The 14,153-nt window shown below is 58.0% G+C and carries 13 protein-coding genes; 3 read left to right on the top strand and 10 right to left on the bottom strand.

The genetic code is table 11. From position 1 onward, the window contains the following. Positions 1-45 precede the first annotated feature (45 nt). Entirely contained in the window at positions 46-990 is a 945-nt protein-coding gene (locus KZO83_RS15625) for a nucleoside hydrolase (protein ID WP_247621409.1), read from the top strand. A gap of 53 nt (positions 991-1,043) precedes the next feature. Here KZO83_RS15625 and yccX read toward each other — a convergent pair whose 3' ends face one another. Further along, positions 1,044-1,316, bottom strand: coding sequence for an acylphosphatase (yccX, locus tag KZO83_RS15630; RefSeq protein ID WP_247621410.1), 273 nt, complete (start codon positions 1,314-1,316; stop codon positions 1,044-1,046). Next, a complete protein-coding gene (locus KZO83_RS15635) occupies positions 1,309-2,268 on the bottom strand; it encodes a YihY/virulence factor BrkB family protein (RefSeq protein WP_418904317.1) in 960 nt (319 codons plus the stop codon). The genes yccX and KZO83_RS15635 overlap by 8 nt, the downstream gene beginning before the upstream one ends. Before the next feature lie 140 nt (positions 2,269-2,408). On the opposite strand from KZO83_RS15635, the gene KZO83_RS15640 reads away from it, so the two are divergent. Next, complete coding sequence (locus KZO83_RS15640) at positions 2,409-3,512, top strand: bifunctional nicotinamide-nucleotide adenylyltransferase/Nudix hydroxylase (protein ID WP_247621412.1); 1,104 nt, start codon at positions 2,409-2,411, stop codon at positions 3,510-3,512. A 20-nt stretch (positions 3,513-3,532) separates the two neighbouring features. On the opposite strand, the gene KZO83_RS15645 is transcribed toward KZO83_RS15640, so the two are convergent. The 6 genes from KZO83_RS15645 to KZO83_RS15670 form a co-directional block, all read right to left on the bottom strand. After that, positions 3,533-4,450 carry a LysR substrate-binding domain-containing protein gene (locus KZO83_RS15645; protein WP_178998634.1) on the bottom strand — a complete coding sequence of 306 codons (918 nt, stop codon included), beginning with the start codon at positions 4,448-4,450 and terminating at the stop codon, positions 3,533-3,535. A gap of 78 nt (positions 4,451-4,528) precedes the next feature. Further along, entirely contained in the window at positions 4,529-5,953 is a 1,425-nt protein-coding gene (gene cls / locus KZO83_RS15650) for a cardiolipin synthase (RefSeq protein ID WP_247621413.1), read from the bottom strand. A 90-nt stretch (positions 5,954-6,043) separates the two neighbouring features. Then, positions 6,044-7,549, bottom strand: coding sequence for a fumarate hydratase (locus KZO83_RS15655; RefSeq protein WP_247621414.1), 1,506 nt, complete (start codon positions 7,547-7,549; stop codon positions 6,044-6,046). A gap of 192 nt (positions 7,550-7,741) precedes the next feature. Continuing rightward, on the bottom strand, positions 7,742-9,772 hold the full coding sequence (gene uvrB, locus KZO83_RS15660) for an excinuclease ABC subunit UvrB (RefSeq protein ID WP_178998631.1): 2,031 nt from the start codon (positions 9,770-9,772) through the stop codon (positions 7,742-7,744). A gap of 54 nt (positions 9,773-9,826) precedes the next feature. After that, positions 9,827-10,228 carry an OsmC family protein gene (locus tag KZO83_RS15665; RefSeq protein WP_247621415.1) on the bottom strand — a complete coding sequence of 134 codons (402 nt, stop codon included), beginning with the start codon at positions 10,226-10,228 and terminating at the stop codon, positions 9,827-9,829. Positions 10,229-10,249: 21 nt separating this feature from the next. Further along, positions 10,250-10,441, bottom strand: a complete 192-nt coding sequence (locus tag KZO83_RS15670) for a hypothetical protein (RefSeq protein WP_178998629.1) — start codon at positions 10,439-10,441, stop codon at positions 10,250-10,252. A 157-nt stretch (positions 10,442-10,598) separates the two neighbouring features. On the opposite strand from KZO83_RS15670, the gene ygfZ reads away from it, so the two are divergent. Continuing rightward, positions 10,599-11,645 carry a CAF17-like 4Fe-4S cluster assembly/insertion protein YgfZ gene (gene ygfZ, locus KZO83_RS15675; protein ID WP_247621416.1) on the top strand — a complete coding sequence of 349 codons (1,047 nt, stop codon included), beginning with the start codon at positions 10,599-10,601 and terminating at the stop codon, positions 11,643-11,645. On the opposite strand, the gene KZO83_RS15680 is transcribed toward ygfZ, so the two are convergent. Together KZO83_RS15680 and prfC are read right to left on the bottom strand one after the other, a co-directional pair. Beyond that, positions 11,636-12,415 carry a TatD family hydrolase gene (locus KZO83_RS15680; protein ID WP_247621417.1) on the bottom strand — a complete coding sequence of 260 codons (780 nt, stop codon included), beginning with the start codon at positions 12,413-12,415 and terminating at the stop codon, positions 11,636-11,638. The genes ygfZ and KZO83_RS15680 overlap by 10 nt on opposite strands. A gap of 40 nt (positions 12,416-12,455) precedes the next feature. Beyond that, positions 12,456-14,045 carry a peptide chain release factor 3 gene (prfC, locus tag KZO83_RS15685; protein ID WP_178998626.1) on the bottom strand — a complete coding sequence of 530 codons (1,590 nt, stop codon included), beginning with the start codon at positions 14,043-14,045 and terminating at the stop codon, positions 12,456-12,458. Positions 14,046-14,153 lie beyond the last annotated feature (108 nt).

Genomic DNA, 14,153 nt, shown 5'->3' on the forward strand with positions numbered 1-14,153 from the left:
GACACCGTTTACTGATTACTTGTCCGTTTTTGACACAGGATTTTCATGACCACACCTCTGATTTTCGATACCGATCCTGGCGTAGACGACGCCCAAGCCATTGCCATCGCCCTCGCGCATTCCGAGATCGAGCTTCTCGGCATGACCACGACCTACGGCAATGTCGATATCGAGACCGCCACCACCAATGCGCTATTGCTCGCGGAGCTCGCCGACCAACGCATCCCTGTCGCGCAAGGTGCGGCGGCTCCCCTGGTCAAGCTCAAGCATCCGGCGCCGGCGCATATCCATGGCGACAACGGGCTGGGCAACCACCCCTTGCCAACGCCGAGCCATCGCGCCGAAACGATCAGTGCACCACAGTTCATCGTCGAGCAGGTCAATGCTCGCCCCGGCGAGGTCACGCTGGTCGCTGTGGGCCCGCTGGGCAATCTCGCTGCCGCGCTGCAGCTTGATCCGAGCATCATCGATCGTGTCAAGCAGGTCGTCGTCATGGGTGGGTCGATTCGCGAGGGAGGCAACGTCACGCCCGTCGCTGAGGCCAATATCTTCAATGATCCGCATGCCGCCGCACGTGTATTGACGGCGGGCTGGCCACTGACCCTGGTGGGGCTCGATGCGACGCACCGCTGCGTGCTGGGCCCTGCGCAGATGGACAAGATAGCCGCGGCCCAAGGTAAGCTGGGCGAAGTCCTGGCCGGTAGCTATGCATTTTATCGCGCATTCTACCGCACGGCGCTGGATATCGATGGTTGTTGCCCGCACGACAGCTGTGCCTTGGCATGGTTGATGCGTCCAGAACTCTTCACGACTGTACGCGGGCACTTGAATGTCGTCACAGAGGGCGACGCCGAAGGCCAGACGCTGTTTGCGCCGCAAGAGCGTGCCTTCATCGATCCGCGTTGGGCACGCACGCCGCTCGTCGATGTGTGCATGAACGCCGAGGGGGAAGCCGTCGTGGACTGGATCGTCGAAACACTGACCCGCTGAGGGCAATTGCCCCCCGCCTTTCCGGCCCATACCGGAGCGGTTCGGGGGCAGTTTTAACTGAGTTCGAAGGTATTCGGGGGCGTGGCGTCGACCTTTTCACACTCGACATGCGTAACGCGCGACGCCGGTGGCCCTTGCCACAACCAGCGCACGACACGGTCGACGGCCGATCGCTCGCCACATAGCAGCACTTCGACGCGACCGTCGCTGAGGTTCCTGGCATGCCCCGTGAGCGCTTCCTTTAATGCTTGCTCGCGTGACGCGGCACGAAATCCGACGCCTTGCACGCGGCCGGTAACCCAGGCCTTGAGACAATATTCATGCATGGCCCTCTCCTCTGCTTGCGGACGTCGCTTGGGTAGCGGAATATTCAGGCGAATCCACGAATTCGCGCTTGACCGAGACTGCAGAGTTGCGAGGTACGATACGCTTGCCACGCGCTTCAAGATGAGTGCGGGTAAAGGCAGCGCCATACAACAGAATCAGCGAACTGTAGTAAACCCAGAGCAATACGAGAACGACCGACCCCGCCGCGCCGTATGTCGACGCCGTGGCGGTATAGGCTAGATACGCGGCGATGGCGTAGCGCCCGATCGCAAACAGCACTGCCGTCACGATCGCGCCGACCATAACATCTCGCCAACTCACCACGACATCCGGCAACACTTTGAAGATAGCGGCGAAAAACAGTGCAATCACCGCCAGAGAGACGAGGAATTCGGCGCTGCCCAAGAGCGCGTTGACACCCGGTAGCCAGTCGCTGGCATATCGGAAAAAGGCGCGCAGCATCACGCTCAGCACCAATGACACCATGAGGATGAAGCCCACCGCTAGCACCACGGTCAGCGACAGAAGACGTTTCTTGATGAACAGCCAAAGCCCGTTACGATCGGGACGCGCCGTCACGCCCCATAGTGTATTGAGTGAGAATTGCATCTGCGCGAAGACAGTCGTGGCCCCAACGACCAACGCGCCGATGCCGAGCAACGTCGGCAAGATGCCAGAGCTTTCAATACGTGACTGCGCCACCGCTTGCTGAATCGCCATGGCAGCGTCCTGCCCCATCGTGTCCTGCAACTGCGCGACGATCTGGCCTTGCGCGGCATCTTCTCCCAATACCAACCCAATCACGGTGACGGCGATGATGATCGTCGGTGCCAGTGAAAACAGGGTATAAAATGCTAGAGAGCCCGCGAAGCTGAACGCATTGTGCTCAAGCCATAAGGTCGCGGCATTGACGACGATTCGGTACCAATAACGCGGCGAAAGATTGATCACAGACACCCCTTGTCGGAAATGATGAATGATGGGTACAACGACGCTTGGTCTCAGGATAGCGCAGATGCCCCGGCCACTGCTTATATTGCAGAGCCTTGAGTGGCTGCTCATAATGGCCCGGCCCTACTGACGGAGCCTTCATGTCCAACGCCATCATGCCCTCTGCTTCCTCCGATGCCCCCTATCCCTTCGATTGCCTGGTCTTCATTGGTCGTTTCCAACCGCCGCATCGAGGGCATATCAGCGTCATACGCGAAGCGTTGCGGCAGGCACGGCAGGTGATCGTCATGGTGGGATCCGCCTGGCAGGCTCGCTCATTACGCAACCCCTGGCGCTTCGAGGAGCGCCGAGACATGCTGCGCGAATGCTTCGACGCCGATGACAACGGGCGTCTCGAAATCACGCCGCTATTGGATGCGCTCTACAATGACGATGTCTGGGTTCGCGACGTGCAGCGTCGGGTGCGCGATGTGGTCGTTCCTCAACAAGGCCGATTACCCCGAATCGGCTTGATCGGTGCCAGTCGCGGTCAATCGAGTTACTACTTAACACTCTTCCCTCAATGGGAATCGGTCAGTGTTCCATTGGTCAGCGATGTCTCGGCCCATCGAATTCGCGAGGCGTTGTTCGGCCAACCGGCATTGGCAGGCGATTACTTGTCGCGTGATGAAAGCAGCGGTCTTTTGGCGCCGGTCCGCGACGCACTAAGGCGCTTTCTCGAAACGCCTGAATGCGCGCAATTGTGGGAAGAACAGCATCTGTTCGAGCAGTATCGTAAGGCCTGGGCTCAGGCGCCCTATCCTCCGGTTTTCGTGACCGTCGATGCCGTCGTGGTGCAGTCCGGGCATGTGCTGCTGGTCGAGCGTCGAGCGGCACCCGGTAAAGGGCTGCTCGCCTTGCCGGGAGGCTTCATTCAGTCCCAGGAGCGCTTGCTGGATGCGTGCTTGCGCGAGCTGCGTGAGCGGGTTCGTCTCAAGATTCCCGAAGCCGTGCTCAAAGGGTCGCTACGCGGCCAGCGCTTGTTCGATGCCCCCCATCGTAGCTGGCGCGGGCGTACCTTGGCGCAGGCTTTCTATTTTGCCCTGCGGCCTGAACAGCAACTCCCCCAGCTCAAGCCTTCGCGAAGTGGCGAGCAAGCCCATTGGGTAGCGCTGGCCGACCTCGACCCCGAGGCGTTGTTCGAGGACCATTTCTTCATCATTCAGAACTTTCTAGGCCTGCCGGCCGGCATGGCCACGCCATGACGCGAGTCGCTGCCACCTATTCATGCCTGCAGGAAGTCGCGCGGTAACTTCATCATCTGTCGCCAGAGCTTCTCGACGCCGGGCTTGTGTACCAGCGAACACCGGTAAAGACGTATCTCGAGTGGAATGTCCCACTGCGGATCTCCCGCGCGGATCAAGCGCCCTGCGGCGAGTTCTTCTCGTATGCAAAAATCGGGAATCCATGCCATACCGACCCCCTGCAGGGCCATACCCTTGAGGCCTTCCGCCATGGCAGTCTCATAGACGGTCTTGAGGCGCATGCGTAGCGGATCGTTCTTGAGCAGCATGCGTACGCTACGTCCCAGAAAGGCGCCCTGGGTATAGGCGAGAAACGGGATACCCGCCTCATCGTCCAGTGCAAAGCGTGGGGTGCCATCGGCGTTAGGTACGCAAACCGGCAGCATTTTCACCTGACCGATGGAAAATGAAGGAAAAGCCTCGCCATCTAGCTGCATGCTAGCGTAGGGATCGTAATAGGCCAGCATCAGATCGCAGTTGCCTTCGCGCAACACATGAATGGCATCCCCGACGTTCATGGCGACCAGCCGCGTCGGAAGTTCACCCACGCCCTTTTGTAAACGTGAAATCCAGCGCGGGAAAAACGTCAACGCCAGCGAATGCGCGGCGACGATATCGAGTGCTTCGTTGGCCATCGACAGACCGCGCAAATGGGCAAGGCATTCGCTCAACTGCTCGACCATACTGCGTGCCGTGACCAGGAATAACTGCCCTTCCGGGGTCAACCCGATAGGCGTCGTGGAACGATCGACCAAGGTGGCACCCACGGCTTGTTCCAAGGAGCGGATGCGTCGGCTAAAAGCAGGCTGGGTGACATGCCGTTGTCTCGCCGACGCGGAAAAACTGCGTGTATTGGCGAGGGCAACGAAATCTTCGAGCCACTTGGTTTCAAGATTCACCGGCACTCCTGGTGGTCACGCAATAAATGTACGACAGCCGCGAGCATACGAACATCGCGTCTCGATACGCAACGGATGTCATTGTATGGGGGCTAGCAGATAGGCCGCCCGCGAGACGAGTTTACGCCAGATGGGGCGATTGTTGAGTTCATCCAGCGATACCTCTCGGCATGCCGCAAAATCCCGACGTAGCATGCCCTCAACCTGGCCGGCAAACGTAGCATCGGGTACATACGCGGTGATCTCGAAATTGAGCCGAAACGAACGGTTATCGAGGTTGACCGAACCGACCAGCGCTGTCTCGTCGTCGACCAGGACGACTTTCTGGTGCAGGAACCCCGGCTGATAGCGAAAAATACGTACGCCGTGACGAATCATCTCGGGCAAGAAGGAAAAAGCCGATAGGAAAACCAGTAAGTGATCGGGACGCTCGGGAATCATCACGCGTACATCGACACCACGCAAGGCGGCAAGCTTCAAGGCATCTTGCACTCCCTGATCCGGGACGAAGTATGGACTGGTCACCCACAGTCGTTCATGGGCCCCGTGGATGACATGTTGAATCAATAGGCTTGCCGTCTCGCAGTTATCAGCCGGCCCGGAAGGCACGATCACCACGTGCTGGCACTCATCGCAGGTAATCGACGGTTCCCAGTTGAGGGACAGGATCTCTTCAGTGGCCCAGTACCAGTCTTCCCAGAAGGCTTCCTGCAATCCCATGACGCTCGGTCCGGTGAGCTTGAGATGAGTATCGCGCCAGGGGCCGTAACGCGCCACCCGCCCTAGATATTCATCGGCCACATTGAAGCCACCGGTCCACCCCTCACGCCCGTCGACGACCACGATCTTGCGATGATTGCGGAAATTGATCTGGAAACGGTGACGCCAGCCGCGCGACGAGTTGAAGGCCGTGACCTCGATGCCCGCTTGCGATAACTCGTGCAAGTAGTCATTGGGTAGACTGCGGCTGCCGATTTCGTCGTAAAGCAAGCAAACCCGAATCCCCTGCTCTGCCCGACGCATCAAGTGCTGCTTGAACAAGGTGCCTATTTCATCGGCGCGGAAAATGAAAAACTGCACGAGGATGTATTCGCGCGCGGCATCGATTCCCTCTAGTAAGCTCTGGAAGGTTTCTTCCCCATCGATGAGCAGTTCGGCGCGATTGCCCGTGCTCATGGGCATCATGGCCAGACGCTCGACGGCCTGAATGCGCGTGGTGTCAAATGAGGGACGAGAAAAGAAAGGCTCGAGCCGGGGCCTGAAACGCAATAGGACCTGACGTAGTACGGTGTCGCGTTCGCCGCGCGCAGAGGTGTAACCATAAAAACGCGGACGTCCGAAGATCCAGTAGATGGGAACGGCCAGGTAGGGAAAGGTCAAAAGCGTAACGATCCAGGCAACCGCCCCTTGCGAGGTACGACTCGACATCAATGCCATGACGGCGGACAACACGCCCAGCACATGGATCGTCACGATCAGGATACCGATCAGTCCGGATGTCATGTCGGTTCCTCCCTGAAACCTTCGAAGCGCTCGCTGGTTAAAAATCAGGCCCCGCGTGGAACGGGGCCTGAAGCGACGATCATCGCATGATCATGCACTCGCGGCGATAATCTCTTTCCACTTCGCCGGACCGATCTGGTGGACCGACTCGCCTTGACTATCGACGGCAACGGTCACTGGCATGTCTTCGACGTCGAACTCATAAATCGCTTCCATTCCGAGATCCTCGAAGGCGACCACGCGGGATTTCTTGATCGCTTGCGCCACCAAGTACGCAGCACCTCCCACTGCCATCAGGTAAACGGCCCCGTTGTCACGGATTGCCTCGATCGCCATCGGTCCCCGCTCGGCTTTGCCAACCATTCCCTGGAGACCGGTCTGCTCGAGCATAGTCCGTGTGAATTTGTCCATGCGCGTAGCCGTCGTGGGGCCAGCAGGCCCGACGACTTCGTCACCAACCGGATCGACAGGCCCTACGTAATAGATGAAGCGCCCACGCAGGTCGACCGGCAGAGACTCGCCTTTGGCCAGCATATCGACCATGCGTTTGTGCGCGGCATCACGCCCTGTCAGCAGCTTTCCATTGAGTAGCAGCGTATCGCCCGGCTGCCAGGAAGCCGCCTCTTCAGCCGTGACCGTATCCAGATTTACCCGCTTAACATTGTCACCCGCTTCACGCGTGATTTGCGGCCAGTCTTCCAGCGTCGGAACGGGCAGTGACGCTGTACCGCTACCGTCCAACGTGAAATGCACATGCCGCGTGGCCGCGCAATTGGGAATGATAGCGACCGGCTTGTTGGCAGCGTGGGTGGGATAATCTTTGACCTTGATATCGAGTACAGTGGTCAGCCCACCTAACCCTTGTGCGCCGATACCGGTCCGGTTGACTTGCTCGAAGAGCTCGAGACGCAGTTCTTCGGCACGATTCTCGGCACCACGTGCCTTGAGATCCTGAATATCGATGGGATCGAGCAAGGCTTCCTTGGCGAGTTCCATGGCTTTTTCGGCGGTGCCACCGATGCCGATGCCCAGCATACCTGGCGGGCACCAACCCGCTCCCATCTTGGGCAACTGCTCCAGGACCCACTCGGCGACATTGTCGGAAGGATTGAGCATCGCGAACTTAGACTTGGCCTCGCTACCGCCCCCTTTTGCTGCGACGTGGACCTCGACCTTATCACCGGGGACCAGCTTGTGATGGATGACGGCTGGCGTATTATCGCCGGTATTCTGCCGCTTGCCGTCAGGATCGGCCAGCACCGAAGCGCGCAGTACATTGTCGGGGAGCTTGTAGGCTTGGCGGACGCCCTGGTTGATCATATCGTCGAGACTCATGTCTGCCTCCCAACGGACGTCCATACCGATCTCGACGAATACGGTTACGATGCCTGTATCCTGGCAGATCGGCCGATGGCCTTCGGCACACATTCGAGAATTAATCAGGATCTGTGCGATGGCATCGCGGGCGGCAGGGTTTTCCTCACGTTGATACGCCTCGTGCATGGCGTCGATGAAGTCTTTGGGATGATAGTAAGAAATAAACTGCAAGGCATCGGCCACGCTCTGGATTACATCATCCTGGCGTATCACGGTCATGAAAAAGACTCCTTATTATGGCTAACACCCGCGAGGCGCCCTTAAGAAAGCATCGCGAGAAACACAAACATAGGATTATACCGAAAATGGGCGATTACGCTTGGAGTAATCGCCCAAAGTCTATCTGAATGAATGTTTCTTTGCGTTAAAGGCTTCTTAGATAGATAACGGTATAAGATACAAGCTTGTCATTTAACCCAACTCAAGCAGTCGTGCTTTCAAGGATTGCAATTGATCACGTAGCCGTGTGGCTTCCTCGAATTCCAGGTTCTGCGCAGCTTCATGCATGGCATCCTCGAGCTTGCCGATTTCCCGGGTCAGTCCCGCAGCATCCATCTGATTGAGCTGCTCGGCACTGTAATCGCCGGGAGCTTCAGCAACACGCTTGTCGGGACGCTTGTGTCCTACTTTCTTACCCGGTGTCTGAGCCCCTTCCATGATGTCGGCAACCGACTTCGTCACCGTCTTGGGCGTGATGCCATGCTCTTCGTTGAACGCGATCTGCTTGTCACGACGGCGCTCGGTTTCGTCCATCGCTCGACGCATCGAATCCGTTATCCGATCACCGTAGAGAATCGCCTTACCGTGTGCGTTACGCGCCGCACGTCCGATAGTCTGGATCAACGATCGCTCGGCGCGCAGGAAGCCTTCCTTGTCTGCATCGAGAATCGCCACCAATGAGACTTCCGGTATATCCAGCCCTTCGCGCAGCAAGTTGATGCCTACGAGCACATCGAATTTACCCAGGCGCAGATCGCGGATGATTTCTATGCGCTCGACGGTATCGATATCCGAGTGCAAGTAGCGGACGCGGATATCGTGCTCACCGAGATATTCGGTGAGATCTTCGGCCATGCGCTTGGTCAACGTGGTGACCAGCACGCGCTCCCCCACCTCAGTACGCAGCCGAATCTCGGAGAGCAGATCGTCTACCTGAGTACCTGCCGGCCGCACTTCGATTTCGGGATCGACCAAGCCGGTGGGACGCACGACCTGTTCGACGACCTGGCCGGCATGTTCGGCCTCATACTTGCCCGGCGTCGCAGAGACGAAGGTTGCCTGCGGACAAATACGCTCCCATTCCTCGAACTTCATGGGTCGGTTGTCCAGAGCAGATGGCAACCGGAACCCGTATTCAACCAACGTTTCCTTGCGCGAACGGTCCCCTTTATACATGCCGCCCACCTGGGGAACGCTGACGTGTGATTCATCGATGAACAACAGCGCGTCGTCCGGGAGGTAATCAAAGAACGTCGGGGGGGCCTCGCCTGGCGCACGACCGGATAGATAGCGTGAGTAGTTCTCTATGCCGTTGCAATATCCCAGTTCGAGCATCATTTCGATATCATAGAGCGTACGCTGCTCAAGTCGCTGGGCCTCGACGAGCTTGTCGTTCTTGCGCAACCAGTCCAACCGCTCGGCCAGCTCGGCCTTGATGTCGTCCACGGCGCCGAGAATCGTCTCGCGTGGCGTCACATAGTGACTTTTGGGATAAATCGTCATGCGCGGCACTTTGCCACGCACTTCGCCGGTCAGCGGATCGAACAGGCTGATGGTCTCGATTTCATCGTCGAAAAGCTCCACTCTCACCGCTTCGTCTTCCGAATCCGCCGGAAAAACGTCGATGACATCGCCCCGGACTCGATAGGTCCCGCGACGAAAATCCATATCGTTACGCGTATATTGAAGCTCAGCTAGACGCCGCAAAAAGGTGCGCTGATCGATCAGCTCGCCACGGTTGAAGTGCAGGCGCATCTTCAGATATTGGTCGGGGTCCCCCAAGCCGTAAATGGCCGAGACGGAGACTACGATCAGCGAGTCACGACGCTCCAGGAGCGCTTTGGTCGCTGAGAGGCGCATCTGCTCGATATGATCGTTGACCGAGGCATCCTTCTCGATGAAGGTGTCCGACGACGGCACATAGGCTTCCGGCTGATAATAATCGTAATACGAAACGAAATACTCGACCGCGTTATCAGGAAAGAAGCTCTTGAATTCGCCGTAAAGCTGGGCAGCCAGCGTCTTGTTCGGAGCCATGACGATGGTCGGACGTTGTAGCCGCTCTACCACATTGGCCATGGTGAACGTTTTCCCCGACCCGGTGACACCGAGCAACGTTTGATGCGCAAGCCCGGCGTTGTAGCCATGTATCAGGCCTTCGATCGCCGTCGGCTGATCGCCCGCAGGCTGGAATTGCGACTGAATACGAAAGGGTTTGCTCATGAGTCTCACATAAGGGCGAGGTAAGGGCCGTTCAAGCCTCGACCGCACTCGCGGTCAGGCCGGGCGCGTAGTGATATCCACGTCGCTGACGGTCATCAGGCGCTGTATCGGGCAGCGATCGGCAATCTCGAGCAGACGGTTCAGCGTTTCAGGATCATTGATGCCCTCGAACGCCAAAGTCACGGTAAGCCGGTAGTGGCCTCGCGCCTCCTCGCTGGCGTCGCGCTCGACGGTCGCAGTGATCGCCTCCACGGGCAAATGCTTGCGCCGGGCGTACATCAGTGCCGTCATGGCCTTACACGCGCCGAGCGACAGGTCGAAATAGTCATGCGGATCAGGAGCGCTTTCATCCCCGCCCACCTCTCGCGGGACATCCACAGTCAACGCTGAAAACTCCCTTACCGTCGCCTGTTGGCGAAGCGAGCCATCGCGCTGCGTAATAACCGTGATTGTCATAGCTCCTCTCCCATGTGGCAATCAATGTGCCTTGTATCCCAGCGCCCGGACGGTTTGCAGCAATGCCTCGCGCCGCACGCGCCCGTCTACTTCGGCACCATGACGACCGACTTCGGCCTCCTCGACGCCGTCCATCTCCATTAGAGCCGTGGTAATGCGATTGACATCCTCGGCACTGTCGACTTGTTCGAAGGTCAGTGCTACATGCGCCATGGGGGTCTCCATTCGTTCATTCGTTTGCCAGTGCAAGTTTATCATGGCACAACGGCGGTGCCGCGATGGTTGGAAAATCCCTTGCCTGCCCTGATATTCAGGTGTGACATTTGAATACGGTCGAGCGACCGTCGCGTTCGCGATACGGAGTTATTCCATGAACGATTGGATCAGGCATCTTGAAACGCAAGGGCTAGTGCGCGCAGCGGAGAATGAGTGGCACTTCGGCGAGGTCCTGTCCCAGGCTCGCGTGCCTTTGTCGTCCACGGCAATTGCGCCGTTGCCGCAGTACTCGATCATGGAAATTGCCGGTCTCGATGCCGAACGTTTTCTCCAGGGCCAAACCAGCGCCCAGGTGACACTTGCCAATGGCGAGTTCGCGCCTTTGACGGCATTTTGCTCTCCTAAGGGACGTGTGCTGGCCAACGGGCAATTGATGCGTGTGGACGAGACACGCTATTGGCTCCTGCTGGATATTGGCGTGGCCGACCCGCTTCACGCACATCTCGCGAAATACGCACCCTTTTACAAGGTCGAGATCACGCGGCCAGAGACCCGGATATTCGGTATCGTGGGCGAGGATGCGGCAGCTCAGGTCGAGGCGCAACTCGATGTCACGGCCCCTGCCGCATGGGCCATGGCTCACAGCGATGCAGCGGTGATCCTGCACCATCCAGGTCCGACTCCAAGATTCATGGTCGTCGCCCCGGAGAACGCAGCCCTACCCGCCTGGAAGGCCTTCGAAGGCATCGCCACGCCCGTCGGCAACGCCGTATGGCGTCTGCAGGATATCCAAGCCGGTCTCGCCTGGTTGGGCGATTCACAACGAGACAGTTATCTTCCCCAGATGATCAACTGGGAAGCTCTAGGCGGAATCAGCTTCCGCAAGGGCTGTTACACCGGACAAGAAGTGGTCGCGCGGGCGCATTTCCGTGGTCAGGTCAAGAAGCGTCTGCTGCGTGCTCAGTTGGAAAACGACACGCTACCGGCACCGGGGACGCCCGTACACGACGCTGACGGCAAGTCCCAAGGCGATATCGTATGCGCCGCCCTGAACGCTGATGGGAAAGCCGAAGTACTCGCCATCATCACGCAGCGCGACGAGCCACGCGAGCTCAACGTCGATGGCGTTCCACTCAAGCGCTTGGCGTTGCCCTATGCAATCGAACGCGTCGACCCAGAAAGCATGTCTCTTCAGGCTTGATGTGACGCCAATTTGAATAGGCAGCGTGCGGTAGCGGTGCTCTGCATCGCTACCGCAGCATAGGACGCTTCTCGGAGCTCGGCCACCGTGTCACAGACGGCATGAATCCGGGATGGCTCATTGCGCTGCCCCTGTTCGCCGGACAACGGCATGTCGGGGCTATCGGTCTCGAGGACATAACCATCGTTGGGCAGCGAGCGTATAGCGCGACGCAGGCGCTGGGCTCGGTCATAGGTAGAAGCGCCGCCTATACCTACGACGAACCCCAACTCCAGAAAACCCCGGGCTTGCTCCGGGCTTCCCGAAAACGCATGTATCAGGCCACCGGCGGGCAATGCGAGCTGACGCAAGCGCTTTGTTACTTGGTCGTTGGCCTGGACACAATGAATCACAACTGGCAGACGGCGCTGCTTAGCGATACGCAATTGCGCATTGAAGAGTTGCCATTGGCGATCGATGTCACCAAGACGCATGTCGATGCCACATTCGCCAACGGCGACGGTCTCGGGATGCGCGTCGAGTTGGGCCTCCAAAGCGTCGATATCTCCCGACGCGTGCGCCGAAAGAAAGTAGGGATGCAGCCCATAGCAGACGCTGATTTCTGATCGTCGCCCAAGGTCGGCTACCCGGGGCCAACGCTCTCGCGTAGTCCCCGGAACGATGTAATGCTCCACTCCAGCTTTGGCTGCACGCGCCAATACAGCGTCACGGTCTTCATCGAAAGCATCGAAGTCGAGATGACAATGGGCATCGATCAGCGTCGCAGACATGGCATGCCTCTCGCCGACGTTTCAGACAGCGCTTAGGGCTTCAGTGTTCACGTGTGGCTCGGAATTGGACATCTGGCCAACGCTCTTGGGTCATCTGTAGGTTAACGCGCGTTGGTGCCAGGTAGGTGAGATAGTCTCCACCGTCCCAGGCAAGATTGGTACTGGCTTTGCGCTTTAGCTCATCTAGCATCTTGGCGTCGTTGCAATACACCCACCGTGCCGTTTGCACATTGACCGGCTCATAAAGACAATCGACTTTGTATTCCTGCTTCAGACGATGAGCGACGACATCGAACTGCAGTGACCCTACGGCACCGACAATCAGATCGTTGTTGTCCATCGGCATGAACACCTGCGTCGCTCCCTCCTCCGAAAGCTGCTTTAACCCCTTTTGCAGGGCCTTCATCTTGAGCGGATCCCGCAGTCGCACCCGCTTGAATAGCTCGGGTGCGAAGTGTGGGATCCCCGTGAAGCGCATATCCTCGTTCAGCGTGAAGGTATCACCGATCTGAATCGTGCCATGGTTGTGCAGGCCGATAATGTCGCCGGGCCACGCTTCTTCGACATGCGAGCGGTCGGATGCCATGAAAGTCAGTGCATCGGCAATCTTGACGTCCTTGCCAATGCGTACGTGGCGCATCTTCATGTTCTTGTCGTACTTGCCCGAACACACCCGCAAGAAGGCAACACGGTCACGGTGCTTGGGATCCATATTGGCCTGGATCTTGAAAACGAAGCCGGTGAAACGTTCGTCGCTTGCTTCCACGGTGCGCTTATCGGTATCGCGCGCTAACGGTGAGGGCGCATATTCGACGAAGCCGTCGAGCATTTCACGCACCCCGAAATTCCCCATCGCGGTCCCAAAATACACCGGAGTGAGGTCGCCACGGCGATACGCATCAAGATCGAAAGTATGAGACGCGCCACGGACCAGCTCGACTTCCGCCCGTAATTCCTCCGCAGCATCCTTACCCAACGTTTCCTCGACCTCGGGGCTATCGAGCCCTTCGATGCGTAGATCTTCCGGAATCCGGTTGCCCTGGCCCTGTTTGTAAAGGTGAATGACATCATTGTAGAGATGATAGACGCCACGAAAATGGCGTCCCATCCCCACCGGCCAAGTCATCGGGGCACACTGAATGTTCAGTACCGTTTCGACTTCATCCATTACCTCGACCGGATCACGGATGTCACGGTCCATCTTATTGATGAATGTCAGAATCGGCGTCGTGCGCAAACGACAGACATCCATCAACTTGATGGTGCGGTCCTCGACCCCTTTGGCGCCATCGATCACCATCAGCGCCGAATCCACGGCCGTCAGCGTGCGGTAGGTGTCCTCGGAAAAGTCTTCGTGGCCAGGTGTATCGAGCAGATTGACGATCCGGCCGTTGTACGGAAACTGCATCACGGAAGTCGTCACCGAGATACCACGCTCCTGCTCCATCTTCATCCAATCGGAGGTTGCATGGCGCTCATCGCGCTTGCTCTTGACCGAGCCGGCGAGCTGAATAGCGTTGCCGAACAGCAGCATTTTTTCGGTAATGGTGGTCTTACCAGCGTCGGGGTGCGAGATGATGGCGAAGGTCCGGCGTAATTCTGCTTCTTGAGCCACTTGAGTGTCTGACATCGATATACTTCGCTGATTTGCGGCAGTCAGTGCTAGTCAAGCATCTAACTGAAAAGAATGGATTCTTGCCGCGAATTGTACTGCTTAGACGTGCATGTGGGTAGAGCC

This window comes from Chromohalobacter moromii, assembly GCF_023091865.1.
GTDB classification, from domain to species: domain Bacteria; phylum Pseudomonadota; class Gammaproteobacteria; order Pseudomonadales; family Halomonadaceae; genus Chromohalobacter; species Chromohalobacter moromii.

Excerpts from the sequence above, each read along its gene's own strand:
- KZO83_RS15640 (WP_247621412.1), top strand. The coding sequence starts at position 2,409 with ATGTCCAACGCCATCATGCCCTCTGCTTCCTCCGATGCCCCCTATCCC.
- KZO83_RS15665 (WP_247621415.1), bottom strand. The coding sequence starts at position 10,228 with ATGACAATCACGGTTATTACGCAGCGCGATGGCTCGCTTCGCCAACAG.
- KZO83_RS15680 (WP_247621417.1), bottom strand. The coding sequence starts at position 12,415 with ATGTCTGCGACGCTGATCGATGCCCATTGTCATCTCGACTTCGATGCT.
- prfC (WP_178998626.1), bottom strand. The coding sequence starts at position 14,045 with ATGTCAGACACTCAAGTGGCTCAAGAAGCAGAATTACGCCGGACCTTC.
- KZO83_RS15625 (WP_247621409.1), top strand. The coding sequence starts at position 46 with ATGACCACACCTCTGATTTTCGATACCGATCCTGGCGTAGACGACGCC.
- KZO83_RS15655 (WP_247621414.1), bottom strand. The coding sequence starts at position 7,549 with ATGACCGTGATACGCCAGGATGATGTAATCCAGAGCGTGGCCGATGCC.
- yccX (WP_247621410.1), bottom strand. The coding sequence starts at position 1,316 with ATGCATGAATATTGTCTCAAGGCCTGGGTTACCGGCCGCGTGCAAGGC.
- ygfZ (WP_247621416.1), top strand. The coding sequence starts at position 10,599 with ATGAACGATTGGATCAGGCATCTTGAAACGCAAGGGCTAGTGCGCGCA.
- uvrB (WP_178998631.1), bottom strand. The coding sequence starts at position 9,772 with ATGAGCAAACCCTTTCGTATTCAGTCGCAATTCCAGCCTGCGGGCGAT.
- cls (WP_247621413.1), bottom strand. The coding sequence starts at position 5,953 with ATGACATCCGGACTGATCGGTATCCTGATCGTGACGATCCATGTGCTG.
- KZO83_RS15670 (WP_178998629.1), bottom strand. The coding sequence starts at position 10,441 with ATGGCGCATGTAGCACTGACCTTCGAACAAGTCGACAGTGCCGAGGAT.